Source organism: Pseudomonas fluorescens, assembly GCF_001902145.1.
Lineage (GTDB): Bacteria > Pseudomonadota > Gammaproteobacteria > Pseudomonadales > Pseudomonadaceae > Aquipseudomonas > Aquipseudomonas fluorescens_BV.
Genome location: NZ_MRST01000018.1, coordinates 138,534 through 164,967, shown reverse-complemented (window position 1 = coordinate 164,967; position 26,434 = coordinate 138,534). Strand labels below are relative to the sequence as shown.

25 protein-coding genes and 1 pseudogene are annotated in these 26,434 nt (G+C 57.9%); 15 read left to right on the top strand and 11 right to left on the bottom strand.

Annotation, left to right across the window (positions count from 1 at the left end; all coding sequences use genetic code 11):
• Window positions 1-21: 21 nt before the first annotated feature.
• On the top strand, window positions 22-915 hold the full coding sequence (locus BUE92_RS05770; RefSeq protein WP_073522461.1) for a LysR family transcriptional regulator: 894 nt from the start codon (window positions 22-24) through the stop codon (window positions 913-915).
• Between the two features lie 159 nt (window positions 916-1,074).
• Window positions 1,075-1,893 carry an alpha/beta fold hydrolase gene (locus tag BUE92_RS05765; RefSeq protein WP_073522460.1) on the top strand — a complete coding sequence of 273 codons (819 nt, stop codon included), beginning with the start codon at window positions 1,075-1,077 and terminating at the stop codon, window positions 1,891-1,893.
• Between the two features lie 78 nt (window positions 1,894-1,971).
• On the opposite strand, the gene BUE92_RS05760 is transcribed toward BUE92_RS05765, so the two are convergent.
• Window positions 1,972-2,988: a zinc-dependent alcohol dehydrogenase family protein gene (locus BUE92_RS05760; protein ID WP_073522459.1), complete on the bottom strand. Its 1,017-nt coding sequence runs from the start codon at window positions 2,986-2,988 to the stop codon at window positions 1,972-1,974.
• 184 nt (window positions 2,989-3,172) lie between these two features.
• Between BUE92_RS05760 and BUE92_RS05755 the strand changes: the two genes are divergently transcribed.
• The 3 genes and pseudogenes from BUE92_RS05755 (at window position 3,173) to BUE92_RS27710 (ending at window position 4,881) form a co-directional block, all read left to right on the top strand.
• Window positions 3,173-4,072 (top strand): LysR family transcriptional regulator, encoded by a 900-nt coding sequence (locus tag BUE92_RS05755; RefSeq protein WP_073522528.1) that lies wholly within the window; start codon window positions 3,173-3,175, stop codon window positions 4,070-4,072.
• A gap of 51 nt (window positions 4,073-4,123) precedes the next feature.
• Window positions 4,124-4,267, top strand: a pseudogene (locus BUE92_RS28600) (anti-virulence regulator CigR family protein); the annotation flags it as partial.
• A 140-nt stretch (window positions 4,268-4,407) separates the two neighbouring features.
• Entirely contained in the window at window positions 4,408-4,881 is a 474-nt protein-coding gene (locus tag BUE92_RS27710) for a hypothetical protein (RefSeq protein ID WP_143169950.1), read from the top strand.
• A gap of 92 nt (window positions 4,882-4,973) precedes the next feature.
• On the opposite strand, the gene BUE92_RS28445 is transcribed toward BUE92_RS27710, so the two are convergent.
• The 7 genes from BUE92_RS28445 to BUE92_RS05725 all read right to left on the bottom strand — a co-directional run bounded on the left by BUE92_RS28445 (window position 4,974) and on the right by BUE92_RS05725 (window position 10,927).
• Window positions 4,974-5,135 (bottom strand): hypothetical protein, encoded by a 162-nt coding sequence (locus BUE92_RS28445; RefSeq protein ID WP_178380688.1) that lies wholly within the window; start codon window positions 5,133-5,135, stop codon window positions 4,974-4,976.
• A 47-nt stretch (window positions 5,136-5,182) separates the two neighbouring features.
• On the bottom strand, window positions 5,183-6,529 hold the full coding sequence (locus BUE92_RS05750) for an MFS transporter (RefSeq protein ID WP_073522458.1): 1,347 nt from the start codon (window positions 6,527-6,529) through the stop codon (window positions 5,183-5,185).
• 238 nt (window positions 6,530-6,767) lie between these two features.
• Window positions 6,768-7,538, bottom strand: a complete 771-nt coding sequence (locus BUE92_RS05745) for a LamB/YcsF family protein (protein WP_073522457.1) — start codon at window positions 7,536-7,538, stop codon at window positions 6,768-6,770.
• The gene (locus BUE92_RS05740) at window positions 7,531-8,472 is read right to left on the bottom strand and encodes a biotin-dependent carboxyltransferase family protein (protein WP_073522456.1); all 942 of its coding nucleotides are present in this window, start codon (window positions 8,470-8,472) and stop codon (window positions 7,531-7,533) included. Before BUE92_RS05740 ends, BUE92_RS05745 begins: the two co-directional genes overlap by 8 nt.
• Complete coding sequence (pxpB, locus tag BUE92_RS05735) at window positions 8,469-9,248, bottom strand: 5-oxoprolinase subunit PxpB (protein WP_073522454.1); 780 nt, start codon at window positions 9,246-9,248, stop codon at window positions 8,469-8,471. Before pxpB ends, BUE92_RS05740 begins: the two co-directional genes overlap by 4 nt.
• Window positions 9,249-9,408: 160 nt before the next feature.
• The gene (locus BUE92_RS05730) at window positions 9,409-9,834 is read right to left on the bottom strand and encodes a VOC family protein (RefSeq protein ID WP_073522452.1); all 426 of its coding nucleotides are present in this window, start codon (window positions 9,832-9,834) and stop codon (window positions 9,409-9,411) included.
• Window positions 9,835-10,063: 229 nt separating this feature from the next.
• Window positions 10,064-10,927: a LysR family transcriptional regulator gene (locus BUE92_RS05725; protein ID WP_073522450.1), complete on the bottom strand. Its 864-nt coding sequence runs from the start codon at window positions 10,925-10,927 to the stop codon at window positions 10,064-10,066.
• Window positions 10,928-11,326: 399 nt separating this feature from the next.
• Here BUE92_RS05725 and BUE92_RS05720 point away from each other — a divergent pair, with 399 nt between their 5' ends.
• The 7 genes from BUE92_RS05720 (at window position 11,327) to BUE92_RS05690 (ending at window position 18,635) form a co-directional block, all read left to right on the top strand.
• Window positions 11,327-12,481, top strand: a complete 1,155-nt coding sequence (locus BUE92_RS05720; protein ID WP_073522448.1) for a mandelate racemase family protein — start codon at window positions 11,327-11,329, stop codon at window positions 12,479-12,481.
• A 71-nt stretch (window positions 12,482-12,552) separates the two neighbouring features.
• Window positions 12,553-14,175: an ABC transporter substrate-binding protein gene (locus tag BUE92_RS05715; protein WP_073522447.1), complete on the top strand. Its 1,623-nt coding sequence runs from the start codon at window positions 12,553-12,555 to the stop codon at window positions 14,173-14,175.
• Window positions 14,176-14,209: 34 nt separating this feature from the next.
• Complete coding sequence (locus tag BUE92_RS05710; RefSeq protein WP_073522446.1) at window positions 14,210-15,247, top strand: ABC transporter permease; 1,038 nt, start codon at window positions 14,210-14,212, stop codon at window positions 15,245-15,247.
• Entirely contained in the window at window positions 15,247-16,155 is a 909-nt protein-coding gene (locus BUE92_RS05705; protein WP_073522445.1) for an ABC transporter permease, read from the top strand. The genes BUE92_RS05710 and BUE92_RS05705 overlap by 1 nt, the downstream gene beginning before the upstream one ends.
• Window positions 16,156-16,165: 10 nt before the next feature.
• Window positions 16,166-17,005, top strand: a complete 840-nt coding sequence (locus BUE92_RS05700; RefSeq protein ID WP_073522444.1) for an ABC transporter ATP-binding protein — start codon at window positions 16,166-16,168, stop codon at window positions 17,003-17,005.
• A gap of 10 nt (window positions 17,006-17,015) precedes the next feature.
• Complete coding sequence (locus tag BUE92_RS05695; RefSeq protein ID WP_073522443.1) at window positions 17,016-17,783, top strand: ABC transporter ATP-binding protein; 768 nt, start codon at window positions 17,016-17,018, stop codon at window positions 17,781-17,783.
• Between the two features lie 129 nt (window positions 17,784-17,912).
• On the top strand, window positions 17,913-18,635 hold the full coding sequence (locus tag BUE92_RS05690) for an oligogalacturonate-specific porin KdgM family protein (RefSeq protein WP_073522442.1): 723 nt from the start codon (window positions 17,913-17,915) through the stop codon (window positions 18,633-18,635).
• A gap of 3 nt (window positions 18,636-18,638) precedes the next feature.
• On the opposite strand, the gene BUE92_RS05685 is transcribed toward BUE92_RS05690, so the two are convergent.
• Window positions 18,639-19,382, bottom strand: a complete 744-nt coding sequence (locus BUE92_RS05685) for a FadR/GntR family transcriptional regulator (RefSeq protein ID WP_073522441.1) — start codon at window positions 19,380-19,382, stop codon at window positions 18,639-18,641.
• Window positions 19,383-19,479: 97 nt separating this feature from the next.
• Here BUE92_RS05685 and BUE92_RS05680 point away from each other — a divergent pair, with 97 nt between their 5' ends.
• Window positions 19,480-20,190 carry a FadR/GntR family transcriptional regulator gene (locus tag BUE92_RS05680; RefSeq protein ID WP_073522440.1) on the top strand — a complete coding sequence of 237 codons (711 nt, stop codon included), beginning with the start codon at window positions 19,480-19,482 and terminating at the stop codon, window positions 20,188-20,190.
• 55 nt (window positions 20,191-20,245) lie between these two features.
• On the opposite strand, the gene BUE92_RS05675 is transcribed toward BUE92_RS05680, so the two are convergent.
• The gene (locus BUE92_RS05675; protein WP_218599066.1) at window positions 20,246-21,496 is read right to left on the bottom strand and encodes a low temperature requirement protein A; all 1,251 of its coding nucleotides are present in this window, start codon (window positions 21,494-21,496) and stop codon (window positions 20,246-20,248) included.
• A 114-nt stretch (window positions 21,497-21,610) separates the two neighbouring features.
• A complete protein-coding gene (locus BUE92_RS05670; protein WP_073522439.1) occupies window positions 21,611-22,537 on the bottom strand; it encodes an AraC family transcriptional regulator in 927 nt (308 codons plus the stop codon).
• Window positions 22,538-23,778: 1,241 nt separating this feature from the next.
• On the opposite strand from BUE92_RS05670, the gene BUE92_RS05660 reads away from it, so the two are divergent.
• Window positions 23,779-24,237, top strand: a complete 459-nt coding sequence (locus BUE92_RS05660) for a (2Fe-2S)-binding protein (RefSeq protein ID WP_029290699.1) — start codon at window positions 23,779-23,781, stop codon at window positions 24,235-24,237.
• Window positions 24,238-24,254: 17 nt separating this feature from the next.
• Entirely contained in the window at window positions 24,255-26,432 is a 2,178-nt protein-coding gene (locus tag BUE92_RS05655; RefSeq protein WP_073522437.1) for a xanthine dehydrogenase family protein molybdopterin-binding subunit, read from the top strand.
• The last annotated feature ends 2 nt before the right edge of the window (window positions 26,433-26,434 follow it).

Sequence of the window (26,434 nt, the reverse complement as noted above, 5' to 3'; positions counted from 1 at the left end):
CGCTAAGCCTATGGATTAATCATGATCAATTTTCGACTGATTCGTCATCTCTGGTTGTTCCTGGCGGTGGCCGAAGAACAGAATTTCGGCCGAGCGGCCAAGCGTCTGGGCATGTCCCAGCCACCGCTGAGCGAGCAGATCCAGGTGCTGGAGCAGGCGCTCAAGGTCAAGCTGTTTGATCGCTCGCGACGTGGTGCGAAGCTGACCCCGGTGGGGGCGGCGATTCTGCCGGCCGTGCGCAAGTTCGCGGACCAATTGGAGCGGCTGGAACTCGCCGTGGAGGAGGCGGTGGCGGGGCAGTCCGGGATGTTGACCATCGGCGCGATTTCTACGGCCATGTTTGATGTCTTGCCCGATTTGATCGAGCAATTGAAAAGTGATTACCCGCACCTCACTGTGTCCGTGCGGGAGATTGATAGCGTCGAAGCCGTCCCGGCGCTGGAAGCCGGAGATATCGATCTGGCCTTAGCCCGGCTGGACGGTGATCTGGGGGGCTCGATCAAATCACTGCCGCTGACTCAGGACCGCCTGGTTGTGGCCCTGCCCAGCGATCACTCCTTGGCTGCGCGCAGGCGAATCAGCCTGTCCAGCCTGGCCACTGAACCCTTAGTGATGTTTTCCCGAAAGGTCAGCCCGGTCTACTTTGACAATCTGATCGCGACCTGCCGCGCCAGCGGTTTTTCCCCGCGCGTGCTGCATGAAGTGCGCTCGGTCGCCTCGCAAATTGCCTTTGTCAGCTGCGGCCAGGGTATCGCACTGGTACCGGTGTCGCTGAAAAAACTGGCGCCGGACAATGTGGTATTTCGAGCGCTGAGCCAGAAGGTCAATGTCGTGACCACAGCGGTGGCCTGGAATGCTGATCGGCCCAACCCGCTGGTGCAGGAACTGGTCACCCGGCTCCAGTCCCGTGTGTGAGTCGACCAAGGCCCTGTGCGTGAACAGGAGTGATAGGTTTGGCGTATGAAAGCCTTCCCGCATTAGGAATTTACAGAAGGCTCGATTTCCTTGAAATTGCGAGCCCGGCTGCCGGCAACCCAGGTTCGGCGCTACCTTTGCGTTCAAGGAGTCAACAACGTGTCTTCTCCAGAAACGTTCACTCATGTGCAACTCCCTCTGACAGTGGAGGGTGTCCAACTGAACGTGGCCGCCATCCATCGCGATGGCGTCTTTGCGCCGATCGTGTTCCTGCACGGTTTTGGTTCGACCAAGGAGGATTATGCCGACATCGTGCAGCAGCCCGCATTCTCCGGTCACCCTTTTGTGGCGTTCGACGCACCGGGTTGTGGTGAAAGCCAGTGCGATGATCTTTCCAGGATCTCCATTGCCTTTCTGCTGCAGACGGCATTACAGGTACTGGCGCATTTCGGCATCGAGCGCTTTCATCTGGTCGGCCATTCCATGGGCGGACTGACTGCATTGATGCTGGCCCATCAGTTTCCGGATCGGGTGCTCAGCTTCGTCGATATCGAGGGCAATATCGCTCCGGAAGACTGCTTCCTCAGCCGGCAGGTCGTCGACTATCCGAGCAGCGATCCCGAGGCGTTTTTTTCGGCCTTCATCGAACGTGTCCGACACGCCCCGGCCTATGCCAGCGCGCTGTATTGCGAGAGCTTGCGGCACAAGGTGCGTGCCGGTGCGGTGCGGGGGATTTTTCAGTCGATGGTCGATCTCTCCGATAACGCCGATCTGATGGGCAAATTCCTCGGGTTGAAATGCCCAAGGATGTTCATGTACGGCGAACAGAACGCTTCATTGTCCTATCTCTCGCATATCCAGGCGGAGGGGGTCCGCCTAGCGCCCATTCCTGATTGCGGACATTTCCCAATGTATTCCAACCCCATCGTGATGTGGCAACAGATTGCCGATTTCCAGGCGAGCTGCCTTACCGGGTGAACCCTGCCGCCCTGAATTGGGTGGACATCTGACCGCGCATATTTCAATGCGCAAATTTGCGGCGTAACTCCAAGTGGCTTAATCCTGCGCGATTTTGATTACTACCTTACCAAAGGCGCCTCTGGCCAAATGTTCGTACGCTTGGCGTGCTTGATCGAATGGATACACGTGGTCGATTACCGGGCGAATCTTGTGCTCATTCAAGAATTCGTTCATTCGGTCAAATGACGAGCGTGGAGCAACGGCTATGCCGCGAATCGTTGTTTGTCGGAAAATCATAGGCATCAGGTTCAGAGCGGAGGTTTGGCCTGTCAGAAAGCCGATCTGTGCGATACGCCCACCCGCTTTTGTTGCAGCAATCGATTGATTGATGCCGTCACCGCCTGCCACATCCAGCAGGAGATCCACTCCCTTGCCGTCAGTGAGCTTCAGAACTTCCTCTGCCCACTCAGGGGTAGTGCGATAATTCACGCCAGCAACAGCGCCCAGCTTTTTTACAGCTTCCAGATTGTCATCACGGCTGGAGGTGACGATAACCTGGGCTCCCAAAGCCGTAGCAATTTGCGCTGCAAAAACAGAAACCCCTCCAGATCCCTGAACCAAAACGGTTTGGCCGGCCTCGATCTGGCCATAATCGACAAGCGCATACCACGCCGTCAGAGCAGCAATTGGAAGTGTCGCTGCTTCCTCATCTGACATATTGTCGGGGGCACGTACTGCGCTGTCTTCATGGATGATCATGTATTGCGCCAGACCGCCAGGCAATGGCGAGCCGAAGCAGTAGTTGGGTTCATCTGGCCCAGGCATGCCGTCCAACCAGCGTGAGTAGAGGTGTGAGTTGACCCGATCTCCGATAGCAAAGCGGCTGACACCATCGCCCACTGCCACGACAGTCCCCGCCGCATCGCTGACGGGGATCAGCGGCTTGGGCACCATGTGAGGCTCATAGATGCCGTCAACGATGGCCTTGTCCCGGAAATTGAGTGATACAGCGCCTACTTTAACCAGCAGTTCACCAGCTTGAGGCACGGGGGTTTCCGTTTCGCCCTGCACCAGATTATCCAAGCCGAAATCTTTCAGAAGCCACGCTTTCATTTTCTGTCTCCAACAATTTTGAATGTGCAGGGGAGGAAAGCTCCTCTGTTTACGCTGAGGACATTGTTGAGGTTTCGCGCCTCTAGATAAATGTGCAGAAGCCAACAAGATTGTTATCCTGATCAGCAACAATCATTCAGTTAACACGCTTCCCGAGAAGGTACTTATGGAGCTTCTACAGTCGATGCAAGTATTCGCCAAGCTAGCTGAGTTGGGGAGCTTCACCAAAGTCGCTGAGGCAATGCAGGCCGGACGCCCGCACGTCACACGCACCATTCAGGATTTGGAAGCCTCGCTGGGTGTCCGTCTGTTCCAACGCACTACGCGTAAAGTAAAACTGACTGCTGAGGGCGAGCGGTTTTACGAACGTGTCAAAGAGATTTTGGCAACCATCGCAGAAACCACTTCCATGTTCGACCGTAGTGGATCGACGTTGCGAGGGCGGCTTCGAATTGACATCCCCACTGCATTTTCCCAGCACAGCTTCATGGGAAGCCTTAGGAGATTTACCGAGGCATTTCCCGACATCGAACTTGCGCTAGGCGTGACCGACCGTACGGTAGATCTTGTAGCCGAGGGCATCGACTGTGTATTGCGAATTGGTGACCTCCCGGATTCAAGCATGGTGGCTAGAGAAATTGGCACCGCCACCATGGTGACCTGTGCGTCTCCAGGTTATCTCCAAGCCTGCGGGGCACCCATAACCCTACAAGATCTAATAGACCACCGATGTGTCAGCTTCCTTTCCGGCCAAAATAACAGACCGCTGCCTTGGCACTTCTCCGTAGACGGCGAAGATCGTCCACATGCGCCTCATGGTGGAATCACCGTGAATGAGTCCAATGCCTACGTTCAATGCGGTGTTGCAGGCTTCGGCATTGTTCAAGCTCCTGGAATTACCGTTGAGACATTCCTCGCAAGTGGAGAACTGGTTGAAGTGCTCAGAGCATTTCGTCCAAAGCCTCGCCTGGTTTCCGTGCTTTATCCAAGCAGAACGCATCTTGCGCCTCAGGTCGACGCATTTGTGGATTGGCTGAAGGAAGATTTTCCTGTGCTACACCCCAACTGGTTCACAGCGCACTAACCTTCGCTCGTAGGCTGACTCCGCACCCAAACGGGCTGGTGCAAGATGTGCATCGCGAAAAAGCTGGATGGTCGATTGATCGGCAGGCTGCCGCATTATGATGGATACGAATGGCAGCAGGCGGGTACCGACTTGATACTCGTCGCGCTAGCAGCCGGGCTCATTTACGAAGTGCTCAACGGGGTTTTTGGTTAATGCCTGAATGGCGACTGCGGTTTTTTCTGGCGGTGTGTTAATTGGGTCTGTGCGCACCGCATTCCGTCTGTCGCAAGGCTTGAACTGTCTGGGGGAAAATGCGTCCTAACCTGTGTGATATTAACCTTACGGAAGCAATCATGCTTTTAAAGAACAAAAATCTTGTTGCTGTCATGTCATGCGCCCTGATGCTTGCAGCGGCCCCATTACTTCCTGCTGACGTCTCTATCATGAACTCCGCCTATGCGAAGGACGGTGGTGGTGGTGGTGGTGGTGGTGGTAACGGAGGTGGTAATGGCGGCGGCCACGGCGGCGGTACAGGTGGTGGTCACAGCGGTTCAGATCACGGCAGTGCTAACAGTAACGGCCGCGGTAATGGGCTGAACAGCGATCATGCCGGGAAGGCTGTTCGCGACCGTGGGGAAAGCGCAAACCACTACGGCAATGATCGCAATGGTGAGCGCGGTCATGGCGCAACGACGTCAGGCATCGCCCACTCCAAAGATACTCGCGGCGTGTCCAAAGCCACTGCAATTTCGGCCTCGACACCAGGGGAGCACAACTCCAAAGGGTTGAGCAATGCAGGGACAGCAGTATCAAAGAAATCGCACTGATCAGCTTAACTCGCAGCACGTAACCCTAGACTAAACGGGCGCCTATTAAGGCGCCCGTTTTCATTTACGCCTACATCACTTATTTTCCGTAGTTAACCAGACGCCCACTTATGCGGTACCCCCGCAGGAGCTTGTGCGGCAGGTTTACGGTCACGACGAAGGCGAACCCGATTGTTGCCTTCTTTGAGATCGATCTCCGCCAGGCCCGCTCCTTCGATCAACTTGGCCAGTTCTTTTACTTTTTCAATGTCCATGCTGCTGCAACCTTATGCCTGGGTTGGGGGCTTAACGTAGCGTCGACCTATCTAAGGAGGTTGCCCTTGGACGTTTCACGCAGCGTGAGAATCGCTAGCAATGCGCACACCGCAGCACCCGCCATGAAATAGCCCGGTACCAGTAAATTGCCGGTCTTGGTGATAATCGAGGTGACCACGTAGGGGGTGACCCCGCCGCCCAGGATGGCGCCCAGGTTGATGCTGATCGCCATGGCCGTGTAGCGCACACGTGTCGGAAATTGCTCGGCATAAGTGGGGTAGCCCACCGATTGCACGATTGGCATGGGCAAGGTGGCGACAAACATCGCCAGTGCAGCGATCCAGAGACTGCCGCTGTCCATCAGGATCATCATGGGAATCACCAGAATGGCGTAGCCCAGGAAGCCGATGCTCAGCGCCTTCCTGCGACCGATACGGTCTGACAAACCACCCCAGAAGGGCATCATCGCCGCCATGCACAGGCTGATCACTGCAATCACCCAGTAGACTTTGGATTTGTCGAAGTGCAGGTAGGTGGTGAGATAGATGTTCATGAACACCATCCCGATGAAGTAACCCGCATTCTGCGCAGACGCGAATACGATGACCCTGAGCAGCGCCGGAAGGTTTTTGCTGAACACCTCTTTGACCGGTGCTGCAGGTGGCTTTTCCTTCTCCAGGAAGGCTTTGAATTCCGGCGTTTCTTCAACGTTATGCCGCATGTAAAACGAAAATATAACCAGCGGGATGGACAGGAAGAACGGGATACGCCAGCCCCATGCCTGCAATTGCTCGGCACTGAGCAACCCGGTGGTGATACCGCAGACAATCGCGCCGGTGGCGCCACCCACGGCAACGCCCAGCGGTGTGAATGAACCAAAGAACCCCCGTCGGCCGTTTGGAGATGACTCAGCCACAAATGCCGCGGCGCCTACCACTTCGCCACCGGCGAAGAAGCCTTGGGACAGTCGCAACAGTACCAGCAGGATAGGCGCGGCCAGGCCGATCTGGGCGGTGGTCGGAAGCACCCCTATGAGAGCGGTGGCGGTTCCCATCCCGATCACGGTGCTGAGCAGCACTCGACGTCGACCGATACGATCAGCAAGGCGGCCGAGCAGCACGCCGCCTATCGGGCGGATGACAAAGGCAATACCGAACACCGCCAACGTAGCGAGGAGGGCGGCGGCAGGGTTATCACCGGGAAAGAACAAAGGCGCGATGATGGTCGCCATATAGCCGTAGATACTGAACTCATAGTATTCAACAGCGGTGCCGGTAGCCGATGCCATGGCTGCGCGCTTGGCAATCACGGCTGACTGCGTTGTGCCTCCGGTGGTGTGTGCCTCGACGTCGATGTGCGACGAGTGCGTATTTTCAGAGAGAACACGAGACATAAATACCTTCCACTCTGGCCAATGGCCAAAAGAGTTAAGTGGCAGAGGGTCCTGCCTTGAAAGTGACGTACCGAAAACCGACAGTGCACAGTTCATCCGGGCATTCAGGCGCCCAGACGCATCCGTCATTGACTATTCAGCTCTCAGACGAGGTTTTAAGCTCGGCAGTTAAACGAGGGGGTTGATTCACGAGGCATGGTTGTTTCCTTTTTATTATGAGTAAACGTTGTGGGTGTCATTAAGTACGCGCACGTGCGGGTTTTTGAATGGTGATGCCTTCGTTGAGCAGGGCTTGCCTGATCGCACTGGCAAACGCTGCAGCGCCGGGCTGGTCGCCGTGTAGGCAAAGCGTGTGTGCCGTCACCGGTACCCAGTTCCCTTGGGTGGTGCGCACTTCGCCTAAATGCAGCATGTTCATGACTTGGTCGATGGCCTCGTGGAGGTTTTCGATCATTGCGCCAGGCTGGCTGCGTGGCGTCAGTGTTCCATCCTCCTGGTAGCTGCGATCGGCAAACACTTCCTGTGCTACGGTCAAACCACAGGCTTGGGCGGCGGTTACCAGGGCACTTCCCGACAAGCCGAAAAGAATCAGGCTCGGATCAATGTCTTTTACTGCTCGGCAGATTGCATCGGCAGTGGGGCGATGCACCGCCGCGAAATTGTAAAGCGCACCATGGGGTTTGACGTGGCGCAGTTCGACATTGGCCGCTTTGGTAAAGCCCAGCAACGCACCGACTTGGTAAACGATGAGTTCATACACTTCATCTTCGGACAGCATCATCATCCGACGGCCGAAACCTTGCAGGTCGTCAAAGCCAGGATGGGCGCCGATTGCCACACCCAACTGTGCGGCCAACGCCACGGTCGAGCGCATGGAGCGCGAATCCCCAGCGTGAAACCCGCAGGCGATATTGGCTGAGGTGAGGTGTGGAAGAATCGCCGCATCGTCGCCCGCGCGATAAATGCTGAAGCCTTCGCCAAGGTCGCTGTTGAAATCTATTTCAGGCATTGAAGGCCTCCATCGCTTTGAGCGTGCGAGCGCGGGTGAGCAGCAAGGCTTCGGCGGCGCTCAAATCTATCAGAGAGAATCGCAACTGATCGCCCGGCAGCAATTGCGCCAGCCTGGGTAGATCGACACTGGCCACTTGGGCAATCCGTGGGTAGCCACCGGTCGTTTGTCGGTCGGCCATCAAGATCAACGGCTTGCCGCTGGAGGGCACCTGGACGGTGCCGAACGTGACACTTTCCGATAGCAGCTCTTTGGGCGAAGACAGCGTCAGGGGCGTGCCGTCCAGCCGGTAACCCATACGGTCCGAGTCACCGCTCAAGGTGTAGTCATGGTTCAAGAAGTGCTCTTGGGACTCCGCGCAAAAGTCCTTCCATTCCCGTCCCGCGATCACTCTGATCGGTTCGCAGGCAACTGCTTCATACAGCCCAAAGTTGGAGCGGGGGCTCAAGCGTGGCGGGTTGGCAAACGATGAGCAGATGGGGATCAAATCCCCGGTTTGCAGCGCGCGGCCGCGCAGCCCACCGAACCCGCCTCGGGAATAAGTGCTGGTGCTGTTCATCAGTGGTTGCAGCAAAAAACCGCCGCCCACCGCGAGGTAACTGCGGGCGCCCTGTCGCCGTTTGCCGAAACTCAAGGTACTGCCTGGAGACACCAGGGCTGCCACGCCGGGCTTGAGCGCAATCGCATCCAGCTCGGCGCCGAGGTCCGCGCCGGCGAGCGCAATCACCGCTTTGGCCTGAAAGTACAGCGTCGGGCCTTGGAGGGTCATTTCCAAGGTGCTGAAGGTACGAGGATTGCCGACCAGGAGGTTGCACAGGGCGTGCGCATCCTCATCCATCGCGCCGGTCACGGGTACGCCCCAATGCTGGAACCCATGCCGCCCGGTGTCCTGGAAGGTTGAAAGCATGCCGGGTTTGATTACCTTGATGGTCACTTCGTGTTCTCCCGAGCCAACAGAACAAACTCATGGCGGGTAACGGGGACAAATCGAATCTGGTCGCCGCCCTGTAAAAGACACGGCGGCTCACTCGAGGGGGAAAACATGGGCAGCGGTGTACGCCCTATCAAGTTCCAACCGCCGGGAAGGTCAGCCGGGTAAATCACACTTTGTCGGTTGGCGATGCCGATGCTGCCTTGCTTGACAAGCGTGCGTGGTGTCGCGCGACGCGGCAGCGACAGGGCGCTGTCATGCATGCCGATGTAGGGATGGCCCGGCGCGAAGCCAACCATCAACACATCCAGCCAGTCTGCTGTGTGTGCGGCGATGACCTCGTTGGCGGTCATGCCGCAGGCCTTCGCGATGTCTTCAAGGTCCGGGGCGAATTCAAGGTCGTAGCACACCGGAATGTCGAGGCGGGTGCTGATCGTTGTGACTGCGCTGTGCGAATCCCCAAGACGTTCGGTCACAAGTGTGCAGATCGATTCGTAAGGGGACACACCTGGGAAAAGGCTGGCAACTGACTCAGGAGAGTAATGAACGCCGACTGTCACCATCGCGGATACAACATCTGTGACGCCCGGCAGTTGGCCTAGAGCGCCCAGGGCACGTAATTGGCTGCCGACCGAGGCGGCCTGGCGGTTGAGGTCAATGGAAAATACGCTGCCAAATATCAGGATCACGCAGCGATCACCGCACGGCTCGAAGTGCCATTTAACGCTGGAGAGAGACGCTCTTGGCGGCTCATCCAAAATGCGACTGAGGTCGGACATAGTGTTCTCTATCCTCATGCGGCAGGCTAAGCATCGGCCAGACGCGTGCAGCGCGACAGAGAAAGCGCGGGCTTTCACAGGTATCCGGCGCAACACAGCAAGGCTTCACGGCTTGATAGTGCGCCGCCGCTCTAATGGCGACGGTCGCATTAACATCGTATTACTTGGCGAACAGCTGACTCATATCCTTGAACGCCTTGAACTCCAGCGCATTGCCGCACGGATCGAACAGAAACATGGTGGCCTGCTCGCCGACCTGGCCTTTAAAGCGGATGTAGGGTTCGATCACAAACTTGGTTGCGCGCGCTTTCAAGCGCTCGGCCAGGGCTTCCCATTGCGCCCATTCCAGGATGATGCCGAAGTGCGGAACCGGTACGTCGTGGCCGTCTACCGGGTTGCTGTGCACGCTTTCCTGCGAAGCAGTCTTGGGATGTTCGTGGATGACCAGTTGATGGCCGTAGAAATCGAAGTCTACCCACTGCTCGCTTGAGCGACCTTCGGAAAGACCGAACACTTCACCGTAGAAGTGACGTGTGGTAGCCAGATCGTAGACGGGAATTGCCAGATGGAAAGGGGAGAGGCTCACGGGTGGTTTCCTATTGATTTGTTTTGACCTGAGTCAATTCTTATCCGGAAATACGGTGGGGAAAAGCGGAAATCCTGTGTCCTGAGCATGAATAATTTCGATGATTAAGGTGGTCACACAGGCTTTTGCACCATTGTCGTTCGCGCTGCACCACGTTGGTTCGTATGGAGGCTGAAAAGCTGGCGGTATCGCGATTGATTTCTCCATTGCCGGCATGCTTTAGAAGGCATCACACCGCATTAAGGACGCAGGTCCGGAAGATGTTGAACAGAGGCGAATGCTTTTGCCGATATTTTGAGACCAGTACGATTTCCCTGAAAAACGTAAGCTTGCGCAACTCCATCACCCTGACGTCCTCCGCATGTTCAAGCCATAGACCCGCCTTGGGCACCAGTGAAACACCCAGGCCACTGCGTACCATTTTTACAATGGCATCCAGTTCATCCAGCTCCAGTGCCTGGTGTACATGGATTTTTTGCTGCTTGAGAAACTGGGTGACCAATCGCCCGCCAAATGAGACTCGGTCATACCGCACAAAGGGGTGTTCCGCCAGAATCGCCAGCGGGTCGTCACCCACCACCTCTTTGGACGTGATCAATACGAAAGCCTCGCGCGCGATGACTTCGGCATGCAGATCCTTGGGTAGGGAAAACGGTGGCTTGATCATGATGGCCAGGTCCAACTCGCCAGCGTCCACTTGGCTGAGCAGGTTCAAAGACACACCTGGTACAAGGTTTGTTTCGATGAAAGGCGCCTGTGATTTCAAGGCCACCAGCGCCTGCGGCAGGATCCCGGTCTGAACCGTGCCAATCGCGCCGATTCGCAGGGTTCCGTGGAAATCATTACCGCTGTCTGCGGCACCCATTCGACCGAAAAGCCGCAGGATTTCCTCGGCCAGGGGAATGGCACGTTGCCCTGCTGAGTTAAGCGTGGCTGAGCGTCCGGTACGATCAAACAGTTTGACGCCCAATGTGTCCTCAAGGCTTTTGATCTGGGCGCTGACGGCAGACTGCGTCAGCCCAACCTGCTGGCCAGCCGCTGCAAACGTGCCCCGCTGCGTAACGCAGATAAATGTTTTCAACTCTCTGATCATGTTGCACCTGGATTCGTTATGGGGGTGTTGGCGCATAAGGTCGTCTGGTTAGCTGGGTTTATTGTTGAGCACTTTTCCCAGGTGCTCAACGAACACGCGCACCCTGCGCGGAACCTGTTGACATGTCGGCAGCATCGCTGCCGGCACACTGAGCCAGGCGAACCGTTTTGTCGATCAGTCTGCCGGCTCGGCCTTCCTGCGGGCAGTCGTATTACTTTTCACATGAGTGGTATGACGACATTCTAAGGCCTGATCAAGAAAATTGAGCCGTGCTTAAAGTAAATCCCGATTCCTCTCATTTTTATTGAATTTTCTGGTTGACAGCCAGCGCCAAACGTCAGAATAATCCTCTACGTTGTATGACGACATACAAATAAATAACAACAAGGTCCTCCCTCTATGAGAATCACAGGCGTTCACGTCGAAGTTTTTTCCACACCTTCGCGCCGTGCCCAAGACAGCGCCGGTCACGCCCATCCGGGCGATGAGGTCATGATCAAGATGGCCCTGCTGCGAATCAGCTGCGACGATGGCTCCGAGGGTTATGCCTTCGGTACGCCTGAATTGATTCGTCCACACATCATCGAATCGTTCGTTCGCAAGGTCCTGATCGGCCGCAACCCGATGGACCGTGAAAGCATCTGGCAAGACCTTGCGCACTGGCAGCGCGGCAGCGCCGGGCAGTTCACTGATCGGGCGCTGGCGCTGGTGGAGCAAGCCTTGTGGGACCTGGCCGGGCGCAAGTTCAACTTGCCGGTGCATAAATTGATTGGCGGTTATCGCGACAAGGTCCCTGCGTATGGCTCGACGATGTGCGGCGATGATTTGCCGGGTGGGTTGTCGACGCCGGATGAGTACGGCCAGTTCGCCGAAAAGCTGGTGCAGCGCGGCTACAAGGCCATCAAGTTGCACACCTGGATGCCGCCGATCCCCTTCGCCCCAAATCCGCAAATGGACATCCACGCCTGCGCCGCCGTGCGTGAGGCGGTGGGGCCGGATATCGCGCTGATGCTCGACGGTTATCACTGGTACAGCCGCATGGACGCGCTGACCATTGGCAAGGCGCTGCAGAAGCTGAATTTCGCCTGGTTCGAAGAACCCATGATGGAAGATTCGGCGGAGTCGTATGCCTGGCTGGCCGCCAACCTGGACATTCCGGTGCTGGGCCCGGAGAGCATCGCCGGTAAGTTTCATAGCCGCGCCAGTTGGGTGACGCAGAAGTCCTGTGACATCCTGCGCGCGGGTGTGGCCGGGGTCGGCGGCATCGGGCCGTGCCTGAAAGTGGCGCACCTGGCCGAGTCGTTCGGCATGGATTGCGAGGTGCATGGCAATGGCGCGGCGAACCTGGCGGTGGTCGGGGCGATCAGCAATTGCCGCTGGTATGAGCGCGGCTTGCTGCACCCGTTCCTCGACTATGAAGAAGTGCCCGCGCACCTCAACAGTATCGTCGACCCCATGGACGCCGACGGTTATGTGCACCTGTCCGATCGGCCGGGGTTGGGCGAGGACATCAACTTCGCGTATATCGAGGCCAACATTCTGTCGCGACATTGATCCTGTTCCACGCCTGAGGCGGGTGATTGCCCAGGCGACAAGTCTTTATAAATATAAGAAAGGACTGAACCATGAATTTCTGGCCCAAGCGCCTGACCAGGCGGCTGTGTGTCATCGTGGCCCTGTGCGCAGTGCAGGTGCCCGTCAGCCTGGCTCAAGGCGAAACGCCCGCCGACCAATTGGTGGTGGGCATGAGCATGATCAACCTGTTGTCCCTGGACCCGGCCGCTGCGACGGGGCTGGAGGTTGCCGAAGTCAACGCCAACGTCTACGACATGCTCCTTGAGCAGGACGCGGCGCAGCCGGACACGCTGGTTCCCGCCCTTGCCAAAAGCTGGGACGTCAGCCCCGACCGGATGCGCCTGACCTTCCAATTGCGCGACGACGTCCGTTTTCATTCCGGCGCGCCACTGACCGCGCAAGATGTCGCTTGGTCGTTGCAGCGCGTGGTCACGCTCAACCGCGCCCTGGCTTCCACCTGGAAAGCCTACGGTTTTACCGCCGACAATGTCGTCAAACTGATGCGCGCCGAAGGGCCGCACACCTTTGTCATGGAGTTGCCGCGCAGCACCGACCCGCTGCTGGTGCTCAACACCCTGGCAACCTCGCCCAGTGCTTTCATCGTTGATCGTTCGGTGGCCCTGCAGCATCAGGTCGGCGACGATCAGGGCGCGGCGTGGCTGGCGACGCATACCGCTGGATCCGGTGCCTTCAAGCTCGACATCTGGCGCGCCAACGACGTGATTCTTATGAGTCGCAACGACGACTATTGGCGCGGCGCGCCGAAGTTGCGCCGGGTGATCATGCGCAACATGACCGAGTCCCAGGCACTGCGGCTGATGGTCGAGCGCGGCGACCTGGACGTCGCTCGCGGCATGGCTGCCACTGACATCAAGGCGCTGGGCAAGGTCGAAGAGGTGCGGATCCAGAGCATCGCCCGCGGCACGCTGTACTACGTGGCGATGAGCATGCAGCAGCCGCTGTTCCAAGACATTCGCGTGCGCCAGGCCATCCGTTTGCTGATCGACTACCAGGGCATCAACGACGTGGTGATGCCGCACTATGGCGTGATCAACCAACGGCCCTTGCAGCTGGGGCTGCCAGCACGCCTGGACGATCCGGGCTATCGCCTGGATGTGGCCGAGGCCAAGCGCCTGCTGGCGGCGGCCGGACATGCCGAAGGCTTCAAGGTGACCATCCGTTCCTTGACCGATCCGCCGTTTATCAACATCGCCACCAGCCTGCAAGCGACGCTGGCCCAGGCGGGGATACAGGCAACGATCATCACCGGCACCGGCAACCAGATCTACGGGGCGATGCGCGACCGTCAATTCGACATCCTCGTCGGTCGTGGCGGCGGCGGGGCGGAGCGTCATCCGCATTCGAGCCTGCGCGCCCTGGTGTACAACCCGGACAACCGCACCGAGGCCAAGCTGAGCAATTTCCAGGGCTGGCGCACCTCGTTCTTCAACCCGCAGCTCAATCAGCTGATCGAGCAAGCCGAGCGCGAGCGTGACCCCGAGCGCCAGCGGGAAATCTACGCGCAAATCCAGACCCTCTACGACCAACAGGCCGGGGCGATCATGCCGGTCTCACAGATGGTGGACGAAGTAGTGATCCACGCCGACGTGCGCAACTACATCGGGCATACCGCCGCTACCACGCGTCTTCGCGACGTCTACAAGCAGCGCTGAAATCGACGGCCATCCGGCCAAGGCAGGAATGAACATGTCGACTGCATCTTTTTCAATCTGGACCAACCGGGCCGCTTCGGCGACCCGGCGCAGCGGTTCGGTGGCGGTGACGCTGCTGGGGTTGTTGCTGCTGACGTTTTTCATCGGGCGAGTCATGCCCCTGGACCCGGTGCTGGCCATCGTCGGCCCGGACGCCGACGCCTCGGCCTACGCCCAGGTGTACACAGAGTTGGGCCTGGACAAACCGCTGTGGATACAGTTTGCGATCTACCTCGGCGACCTGTTGCACGGTGATTTCGGCATGGCGTTGTTGACCGGCAACCCGGTCATCACCGACATTGCCCGAGTCTTTCCGGCTACCTTGGAACTGGCCACACTGGCCATTCTGTTCGGCGTGCTGGCGGGCTTGCCGCTCGGTGTCTACGCGGCGACGCATCAGGGCCGTGCCGGTGATCATGTCGCGCGGCTGATCACCTTGTTCGGTTACTCCACGCCGATTTTCTGGATAGGCATGATGGCCTTCCTGGTGTTCTACGCCTGGCTGGGCTGGGCCGGCGGCGTCGGACGGATCGGCCTGGCCTATGACGGGCTGATCCCGAGCCACACTGGCCTGCTGTTGATCGATACCGCCTGGTCCGGCGATTGGCAAGCCTTTCGCAGCGCGCTGCGCCACATCCTGCTGCCGGCGGTGATCCTCAGTTTCAACTCGGTCGCCTACATCAGTCGCATGACCCGCAGCTTCATGCTCGAACAACTGTCCCAGGAGTACATCATCACCGCCCGGGTCAAGGGCCTGTCCCAACGCAAGATTGTCTGGGGCCACGCCTTCGGCAACATCCGCGTGCAATTGCTGACCATCGTCGCGCTGGCCTACGGCGGGTTACTGGAAGGCGCGGTGCTGATTGAAACCGTGTTCGCCTGGCCCGGCTTCGGCCAATACCTGACGAGCAGTCTGTTGCTTGGCGACATGAACGCGGTGATGGCTTGCGTGCTGCTGATCGGCCTTATCTTCGTGACGCTGAACCTGATCAGCGATGCGTTGTACAAGATCTTCGACCCGAGGACTCGCTAATGACCCTGCCCCTGGCTTCCAACGCGGCCGGCGCCGCTGCGCTGCCTGATTCAAGTTTCGCGGCGATGACGGCCAGCACCCTGCGCCTGCTGCGTTTCCTGTTGCGCAACCCGATGACGTTCGCCGGCTTGATCGTCGTCGTGACCCTGATGTTGGTCGCAATCTTTGCACCGTGGATCGCCGGTCACGACCCGCTGCTGCAAAACCTTGCTGGCGCGTTGCAGGCGCCGAGCGGCGCGCATTGGTTCGGCACGGACGAATACGGTCGCGATGTCTTCGCCCGGCTGGTGTATGGCTCGCGGATCACGCTGTACATCGTCCTGCTGGTGACGGTGATTGTCGGGCCCATCGGCCTGTTGGTCGGGACCGTCTCCGGCTACTTCGGCGGCTGGGTCGACAGCCTGTTCATGCGCATCACCGACATCTTCATCTCGTTCCCCAGCCTGGTGTTGGCGCTGGCCTTCATCGCCGCCCTCGGCCCGGGCCTGGAACACGCGGTAATCGCCATTGCGCTGACGGCCTGGCCGCCGATTGCCCGGCTTGCCCGCGCCGAAACCCTACCGCTGCGCAACGCTGACTTCGTCGTCGCGGTGCAGCTCCAGGGCGCGTCGAGTACCCGCATCATCCTGCGCCACATCATCCCGATGTGCCTGTCGTCGGTGATCATCCGCCTGACCATGAACATGGCGAGCATCATCCTCACTGCTGCCGCCCTGGGCTTTCTCGGTCTTGGCGCCCAGGCGCCGCTGCCGGAATGGGGCGCGATGATCTCCACCGGACGGCGCTACATGCTCGAAAGCTGGTGGCTGGTGGCAGCGCCGGGGGCGGCGATCATGCTGGTCAGCCTGGCCTTCAACCTGTTGGGCGACGGCTTGCGCGACGTCCTCGACCCACGCAGCCAATCCTGAGGAGCAGCCCATGACTGATATCAAACTTGCGGTACAGGACCTGTGCGTGGCGTTTCGCAATGCCGGCAAAACTTCCCTGGCGGTGCGTGATGTGTCGTTCACCCTGGGGCGGGAAAAACTCGCTATTGTCGGCGAGTCCGGCTCGGGCAAATCCACCGTCGGGCGCAGCCTGCTACGTCTGCACCCATCGACGGCGACGGTCACCGCCAAGACCCTGCGCTTCGCCGACATCGACTTGCTAAAGGCGAGCGAAAAGCAGATCCAGGCGATTCGCGGCGCGCGCATGTCGATGATCATGCAAGACCCGAAATACTCGCTGAACCCGGTGGTGCGCGTGGGTGAACAAATTGCCGAGGCGTACCTGGCCCATCACAAGGTGCCCCATCGCGAGGCCCGCGAGCGTGCGCTGGACATGCTCGCCAAGGTCCACATTCGCGACCCCCGGCGGGTCTATGACCTGTACCCCCACGAAGTCTCGGGCGGCATGGGCCAGCGCATCATGATCGCCATGATGGTCATCACCGATCCCCAGGTGATCATCGCCGACGAGCCTACCTCGGCGCTGGACGTGTCGGTGCGCCGGCAGGTGCTCAACGTGCTCGAAGAGCTGGTCAGCGAGCGTGATCTAGGGCTGATTTTCATCAGTCACGATCTGAACCTGGTGCGGCATTTCTGCGACCGCGTGCTGGTGATGTACGCCGGCCGTGTGGTCGAGTCGATAGCCGCCGGCGACCTGGACAACGCCGTTCATCCTTACACCCAAGGGCTGCTGGCCGCATTGCCGAGCCTGGACCATCCGCGCGCCACGCTGCCGGTGTTGCAGCGTGACCCCCATTGGTTGAATGCTTGAGGAGCCTGTCATGAGCATGATCGAAATCGCCGGGCTGAACCTCAGCTTTGGCACTGGCGCGGCACTGAACGCGGTACTGCACGACGTCGACTTGAGCGTCGGCGAAGGCGAGGCATTTGGCCTGGTGGGGGAGTCCGGCTCGGGCAAGACCACCGTGCTGCGTTGCCTGGCGGGGCAGTACCAGCACTGGACGGGACGGTTGCACGTCGCGGGTCAGGCGGTGACGCGCAAGCTGCCGCTGGACCACTACCGCACCGTGCAGATGGTTTTCCAGGACCCGTATGCCTCGCTGCATCCGCGCTACACCATCGACGCTGCGTTGCAGGAGCCACTGCGCATCCACGGCATCGACGGGCGTGGGCAGAAGGTCAGCGAGATCCTGCGCAAGGTCGGCTTGAACGACAGCTTTCGCTTTCGTTATCCGCATCAATTGTCTGGGGGCCAACGCCAGCGCGTGGCGATTGCCCGCGCGCTGATCCTGCGCCCCCGGGTGCTGTTGCTGGACGAGCCGACCTCGGCACTGGACGTCTCGGTGCAGGCGGAAATCCTCAACCTGCTGGCCGACTTGCGCCGTCAAGAGGGGTTGACCTACCTGATGGTCACCCACGACCTGGCGGTGGTTGCGCATCTGTGCGATCGGCTGGCGGTGATGCAGCAGGGCAGGGTGGTGGAGACGCTCGACAGTCATCTCTTGGCGAACGACGGCGCCACCCATGCGTACACCCGTTTGCTGGTGCAGGCCAGCCGGGACATACAACGAATACCTATCGCTGTCTGAGATCACTCATTCGTTGCACTTGTTTTAATCCGTAGGAGACGTTGAACCACAGGTTTCAATGCCGCGCACGCGCTCGCCTGTGATTTGGCGTTTAACCCAACTAACCATTCAACTAACAAGAATAAAAACATGAAAAAGACACTCGTGGTACTTTCTGTCGCTTGGTTGTTAACATCGGTTGTTGCCCAGGCTGATACGGGCTATATCAACGTACGCCATCAATATGCGGAAAAATCTCGCATGCACGCCGACCGTGCCAAGTTTGGTATTCGCCTGGACAACGGTGTGGGCCTGGAAGGTGAACTCAAATACAAGACCGCCGGTGACCGGCAAGACGTTGCCTTCGACAATACTGTCGGCAGCGGTCATGAATTCACCATCAACTACCAGCACAAGATCAATGACCGCTGGACGCTGACGCCTTCGCTGGCCCTGGACAGCGATGAGGAGTCCACCACGTATAAAATGGGCCTGCGCCTGGGTTACCGCGTGACCAAAGATTTGAGCATCGCCGGTCGCTACCGTCATGATTCAGCCAAGCTGGACCGCGACAAGATCGACCGTGACGTGCCGCATAATGGTCAAGACGACCAAGCGGTCAACCGTTACGATGTTTATATCAACTATGGTCCTCAAGGACCGTGGGCCTATGAATATCAACTGACTTACTTTGATGCCGACTATATTCGCTATGACGGCGGTACCGACGACTATGAACAGAATGCCGTGGTCAAATACCAGTGGGATAAACGCTGGGCGCCATTCTTTGAAGTCGGTGATATTAAAGTCAATTCGGTCGACAGTGATCGCCAGTTGCGGCTGCGGATCGGTGTTAAATACAGCTTCTTCTAAGCCCTACTCGTTGTAGAACGCCTGGCGTTGTTGCGTTTCACACAGGCGCATGCGGCTATTGCTCAAATGCAGGTACATGGCCGCCCGCGCCGCGTCGACATTGCCGCTGGCGATGGCGTCGAAGATCTGCTGGTGTTCGGCATTAATCCCCTGCAAGTAAGCACTGCGGTCACTTTGCCCGGAATAGGCGGAGTTCATGCGGGTACGCGGGATCAGCTTCGTGCCCAAGTGCTTCATGATGTCGATCAGGTAGTAATTGCCGGCGGCCTTGGCGATTTTCAGATGGAACTGGAAATCGGCATTGATGGTGGTGCCGGATTTTTCCGGCCCTTGCAGCAGCGCCTCCAGCGCCTGGGCCAGCTCGGCCAGGGCTACAGGCGTTGCGTGTTGGGCCGCCATGCCCGCTGCCTGGACTTCCAGGCTCAGGCGAAACTCCAACAGATTGAGCACATCCGACAACGTGGCAATGGTCGCCGGCCCGAGGGTAAAACCTTCCGGCGCCGGCATGTCCAGCACAAAAGTGCCGACGCCATGGCGCGTCTCCACCAGCCCTGCCGCTTGCAAACGCGACAGCGCTTCACGCACCACCGAACGACTGACACCTTCGGCCTCCATGATATGCACTTCGGCGGGGAGCTTTTCGCCGCGCTTGAGGATGCCGTCGCGCATGCGCTGGGCAAAGCGGTCGACCAGTGTTTCAGCGAGGCGGCGTGGCTTGTTCAGTGGAGATAACGCTTGATCCGTCATCGTCGTGCTCTAGTGTGATCAACGGGCATTATAGTGAGTTTTAGCGCAAGGTCGCGGCTATAATGCCGTGATCGTCTGGCTTTAATGGATAGGTGCAATGGACCGTGTCACACCCGATCGACGCCTGAGCATGACGCAGCAGATGGTGGTCGACCTGACGCAGCAGATACTGGCCGGCGAGTTGCCCGCAGGCAGCAAGTTACCCACCGAGCAAGTTATCATCAAGGAACGCGGCGTCAGCCGAACAGTCGTGCGCGAAGCCATGTCGCGGCTCCAGGCCGAAGGCTTGGTCGAAACCCGTCACGGCATCGGCACCTTCGTGGTCGACACCGCCCGCCCAGGTGATTTCCAGGGCAGCAAGCACGTCAAGGGCGGCGCCTACGACGCTCTGGCCGTCATCGAGCTGCGCCTGAGCCTGGAAGTGGAAGCGGCCGGCATCGCCGCGCAGCGCGCCACGCCAGAGCAGTTGCTGGCGATGCGTGAAGCGCTCGACACGGCGAATGCGCGTGACGCAACAGAAGACCAACGCGCTCGGGTCGATTTCGAATTCCATCTGCAGATCGCCCAGTGCACCGGCAACAGTTTCTTCATCGACGCCATGGCCCATGTGGGCAATACGTTGATCGCGGTAGTGCAAAGGGCCGGGCCGGCTGTGACGGGTGAAAACCGGGCGTTGGTGATGCGTGAGCGGGAGCAGATCTACGCGGCGTTGGCGCGGCGCGATGCGGAAGCGGCGCGGGCTTCGATGCGGTTGCATTTGATCAATATGCAGCAGCGGATCCGAGGCGTGATTGAGTTGACGGCGTAATAACCTTCACCGCAGTCTGAAGTGGGAGCTTGCTCGTGATGGTGGCGCTGGTCGCTCAACGGACACTGAGCATTTCTCCCTGATGACGATGCCCTAGAACCTCGTAACCCACTACTGTAATGATCGGCGCAAACATGAGTACGACCAGGCACACTACGATACTCATGCCCAACATAGCCGAGCCGATCGCAATCGCGATGACCGCGACGGTCGCTAGTAAAAGCCATACATGCAGCAGGTCGAAGCGGCGCACCAGAAAATAATGAAGCGCGTAGATCAACCCAAGAAACATCGCCAGCGGAATAGCTGTGGCGAGCAGAGCCGGTAGCACTCCAATGTGGGCTTTGTTCTCGATAAAATTCGCCGCGACGTGCAGTCCCGCCCCGGTCGCAACAATCGCGGCAATAATCAGTATTTGCCCATAACTCCATACGAAAGCGCGTGAGCGATACGCATGCAACACGTTAGCCGACGGCAGAATGGAATATACCCACCACATTCCAAACGTGATCCCGACACCTGCAATGCAGGCCAGTGCCGTTGCCCACGTCCAGCCCACATGCTCCATCTCGGCAGACAGGGCCGCCACTGTCCCCACCAATCCTTCGCCCAGCGCGATAATTGCGAACAGGCTGTAGCGCTCTGAAATATGCTCTGCGTGCCAAGGTGTACCGCCGTCCCTGCGTTCCGCGAATATCGGACCGGCAAACTCCACTAGAAACCACAAAAAAAACAGCGTGATAGTGACGTCGATTGAAAGAGGAAAAAAGAAAAGTGCCATCCAGCCGAGTTGCGCAACCGCGATTGAGACAGCATAAGTGATGCAGGCGCGGCGCCTTGAAGGGTCCTGTTTCGCTGCGCGCAACCACTGGAATATCATCGCAACGCGCATGATCACGTAGCCCAGTACCATGACTGAAGCATCCAAATACTGGCCCTCCTCTAACGAAGAGAACAGACGTGGCAAACCGATCGCAAGTACCAGCACACCAGCCATTTGCACCATAGTCGCAATGCGGAAAATCCAATCATCAGTATCGTAGGCTGATGCAAACCACGAGAAATTGGTCCATGCCCAACAGATACAAAAGCTCGCGAACCCGAATCCGATTAATGCGGTGGAGTAGTGGCCCCCTGCTAAAGCATGTGCAAGCTGGGTAGCCGCGAACGCGAAGCAGGTCGCGAAGGTCAGGTCGAATAGTAATTCGAGAGACGAAGCAACACGGTGCGCTTCCTGCGGATCGCGACCAGACATCCGTCGCAGATGATGGTGAAGAGCCTTGGTAACAGACGCCGATGTGCTCATGCGTGATCCCTCGTTGACAAGCGCCATGTATCAAAGGTGGTTTCAAAAGTTATGTTCTCAGCGACCCACATAGGCGTTTTCGTTCGCCGCGTATAGGTGGGTACAAGGAATTCTTTACTCAGACGCATCCGTCTCAAGACGCATCCGACGAATATCACGTGAAGGGGGGGCACCAAACAGTCGCTTATATTCACGGCTGAATTGGGAGGCGCTTTCGTAACCGACAAGATTACTGGCCTCGCCTGCGTCGAAAGCCTGGTTCAGCATCAATTGCCGAGCCTCTTGCAAGCGCATTTGCTTTTGGAACTGTAGAGGACTCATGCCGGTGATGTCGCGAAAATGCTGTCGAAACGTCGACGGCGTCATGTGCGCGTGTGCAGCAAGGTCATCTAGATTCAAGGCTTGTTTAAAATTTTTCCTAAGCCAGGAGAGCGTTTGGGCCATTCGCTGGCGCGGAGTGCCATCGGCAATGATGTGGCGAAGTTGGGATCCTTGGGGGCCAGCTAACAAACGGACGATGATTTCTTGCTGAAGCAGTGGTGCAAGTGGGCTTACCAATTGCGGCTCATCCAGTAGCCGTACTAATCGCAAAAATGCATCGAGCAAAGCAGGCTCCAGCTTGTGGACAGAGATCGGCTCATAGGCGGTCTCGGGCGAAGATGGCAACTCCATCTCATAGGCCACTTGCGCGATCTGGCGAATGTCCAGCTTCAGCATCATACCCAGCAGTGGTTCGCTGCGAGATGCCCGCGTGACATGGGCAGTCACTGGCATGTCGAAGGTCGACAGCATCAATTGGCCGGGCCCGTAATTGTGCACCTTGTCGCCGATCATGATTTGTTTATAGCCCTGGGTAATGACGCCTATCCCTAAGTTATAGATGCAAGGCATCGGCTCGCTAACGCCATGACGACGATGCATCGTGAGCGCGGGAAGTTCAGTACTGAAATCGCCGTCAGTGCTGGCAAAACGCTGAATTGCGGCGGACAACTCCGCTGTCTGAGGGACATTTGTGTTTTTAGATCCCTGTTCGCCCTGCATTCGTTATTTCCTGAGCTAGCTAAAAGGGAAAGGGTAGCAGCACGTGCCGTCGGAAGTTGTAGCCCCCTGAAATTTCCATCTTTTTAGGAAAGAAAATCCAAGAATCAGGCAAGAAGCTCTCAATTGTAGCCCAGCCCACAAGATGCCAGCCATGCCGCGACTGGTGTCGTGTGTACGTCCAGCATCGCAAGATAGTTCATTCCCCGCTTCCCTATTTGCCGAATCTGTTTATTCAGGCAAGTAATCATGTCTTTTGTGCAAACGGTCAATTCGTTGCTCACCTACTCTGAAGCATCTGCTTGGACATCCCATTGGTGACTGCGCCATTAGAAATTTCGAGCTGTGTATTAGCTATTGCTTTTCACCAGACAAAACGCGAGCGGCACAAAGATACCGCCCTGATAACCTGGAATGTTTTGAATAAAGACATCCACCAGCCGCCTGTCCAACACCGTGAGTTCGCCTGAAGGACCTTTATAATGAAAATAGGACTGATTGCATTATTACTGTCTTTGCCCATAGCGGGCACTGTGCTGGCCGACAGCACGGGCAGCGCTATGCCCCCCGCAGGCAGTGTCAGCAAGGCTGAGGGCCTGAAGGCCTGGCAGCGCATAGAAGCTGTTGTGACTCACCCCCGTTGTGCCAACTGTCATGTCGGCCCCAACAACATTCCAATGTGGACCATTTCCGGGGAGAACAAGACGCGCCCGCACGGAATGAATATCCACGCAGGGGACTCGCGAATAGGCGCTGAAACAGTGTCTTGCGTGGCGTGTCACGCGAGCTCGGACACACCAAACGTTGCTCCCCATATGCCGCCGCACGTAGGGCTTCCCTGGCAGCTCGCCCCAGTTGCGTTCGAGTGGTTCGAAAAGACCGGCGCCGAGATCTGTACACAGCTGCGTGACCCCAAACGTAATGGGGGCCGTGATGCCGCGGGCTTAGTCGAGCACCTGCACCATGACGCCAAGATAAAGGGCTTTATTCCGTGGGCCTGGGTCCCTGGGCCAGGTCGCTCCACACCACCTGGCAACTTCGAGACGCACGTGCAGGATATGACCGTTTGGGGCGCGGCAGGTCAGCCTTGTCCCGAATGAAGAACTTATCGATGTACTGCCACGCAGTGTTGGGTGAGCAATTTGCGAGCGCCAAGCGTTCGCCTTTTAAACAGCCTTTGGGCAAACGCTTCGCAAGGCTGGCAGAGCGCCAGCCAACAGAACGCCTACGAGTCGGAGGATTTCATGATCACGCTTAATATCAATAACAAGGACCTGCGTGTCGACGTTGCTCCCGATACGCCTCTGCTGTGGGTGCTACGCGATAGTTTGCAGCTTACGGGTACCAAGTTCGGTTGCGGCATGTCGCTGTGTGGGGCCTGCACTGTTCACCTCAATGGCCAGCCCGTGCGCTCTTGCGTCACCCCTGTTTCGGCTGCAGTCGAGGCCAAGATCGTCACTATCGAAGGTGTCGGCGAAACGCCTACAGGCAAGGTGGTCCAGGAAGCCTGGCAACGGCTTGACGTAGTGCAGTGTGGTTACTGCCAGTCAGGTCAGATCATGAGTGCGGTGGCGTTGCTACAAACCAATCGTTCGCCTTCAGATACCGACATTGATCGAACAATGGGTGGCAACGTCTGTCGCTGCGCAACCTATGTACGCATTCGCGCGGCCATCCATGATGCTGCCAAGTCCCTGGCTTGAGCACCGAGGTAATAAATATGATCCGGTCTATCGAGAACGAAAGTCGCCGCCGTTTCCTCCAGGGTACGGCAGGCCTAACTTTGGCCGTCTATTTGCCTTGGTCGCTGGCTGAGGGCACCGCGCGCGCAGGCAAGGAGGGAACGTTCGAGCCCAACGCCTTCCTGCGCATCGGCGAAGACAATGTCGTCACCGTTATCTCCAAACACTTGGAGATGGGACAAGGTGCCTACACTGGTCTGGCCACTCTGGTCGCAGAGGAGTTGGATGCGGACTGGGCGCAAGTTCGTGTTGAAAGCGCCCCGGCTGAGTCGCGCTACAACAATTCGCTACTGGGTATTCAAGGCACCGGTGGCAGCAGCTCTATCGCAAACTCTTGGGAACAGCTTCGTAAGGCCGGCGCAACTGCTCGTGCCATGCTGGTATCGGCCGCGGCTTGGCTGTGGAAGGTACCGGCACAGGAAATAGAAGTGGACGAGGGCGTAGTGCGGCATGCTGCGTCAGGTAAGCAGGCAACATTTGGTCAACTGGCCAAACTAGCCTCCGAGCAGCCGGTGCCGACAGACGTCAATCTCAAGGATCCCAGTGATTTCAAATTGATTGGTCGGCAGCATCTTGCTCGCAAAGATTCGGCTGACAAGGTCAATGGCAAGGCGATCTACACCCAGGACATTCACTTGCCAGGCATGCTTACGGCTGTGGTTGCTCATCCGCCGCGCATTGGCGCCAAGGTGAAATCGTTTGATGCCAAGGCGGCGCTGGCCATCCCCGGAGTGGTGCATGTGGTGCAGATCCCCAGCGGCGTGGCTGTTGTGGCGAAAGACACCTGGAGCGCAAAGAAGGGGCGGGACGCAGTAACGATCCAGTGGGATGAGAGCAGCGCCTTCAAGCAGAGTTCGGAGCAGTTGTTCCAACGCTACCGCGAGTTAGCCAAAACTGAGGGCACGGTCGTGCGCAACGACGGTGATGTTGATACCGGTCTTGCGAGCGCCATACGTACGCTGGAAGCGGAGTACGACTTTCCCTTTCTTGCCCATTCGGCCATGGAACCGATGAACTGCGTGGTCGCCCTGACTAAGTACGGTTGCGAAACCTGGCATGGCGCGCAGATGCAGACACAAATCCAGTCAGTGTTGGCGCAGGTGTTCGGCCTGGAGCCGGAGCAGGTCCGGGTCCACACCCTTTACGCCGGTGGCAGTTTCGGCAGGCGGGCTAGTAAAGATGCTGATTACATCGTTGAAAATGCGCATATCGTCAAAGCTATCGGTGGAAAAGCCCCGGTAAAACTGGTGTGGTTGCGCGAAGACGACATGCAGGCCGGCCACTACAGACCTATGTACCATCATCGCCTGACTGCAGGGCTGGATGACCAAGGTAAACTGGTCGCCTGGCAGCACCGATTGGTTGGTCAATCCGTGTTCACGGGATCACCATTTGCTGCCTTCATCAAGGATGGAATCGATTCCACCTCAGTGGAGGGAGGATCGACGCTTCCTTACCGAATCCCCAATCTGCGCGTTGACCTGCATACCCCTAGCGATATCCCGGTACCCATACAGTGGTGGCGGGTAGTAGGGCATTCCCATAACGCCTTTTCCACTGAGTGTTTCTTCGACGAGCTCGCGCAGATGGCTGGGCAGGATCCAGTGGCCTGGCGGCTTGCAATGCTTGAAGGGCATTCACGTCATATAGAAACCCTTAAGTTGGTGGCACTGAAGGCAGGTTGGGACAAGCCGTTGGCAGCCGGCAAGCAGGGTGAGCGCCGAGGTCGCGGTGTCGCTCTTCACGAAGCCTTTGGTTCGGTGGTCGCCCAAGTGGCCGAGGTCACGGTGCAAAGCGATGGTCAATTCAAAGTGGACCGTGTGGTCTGCTCAGTTGAGTGCGGCATTGCGGTCAATCCGGATGTAATACGTGCACAGGTCGAGGGGTCAATTGGCTTTGCTCTTTCAGCGGCCATGCACGAAGCAATTACCTTCACCGAAGGCAAGATTGATCAATCCAACTTTCACAATAACGAGCCATTGCGCATCTATGACATGCCTAAGGTTGAGGTCCATATAGTGCCTTCGGCAAACCCTCCAACCGGTATCGGTGAGCCGCCTGTAGCGCCACTCGCTCCAGCGTTGGTGAATGCACTGGCAGCGGCAACCGGCAAGCGTATCCGGCGCCTGCCTATCAGCAATCAATTGTCGGTTTGACC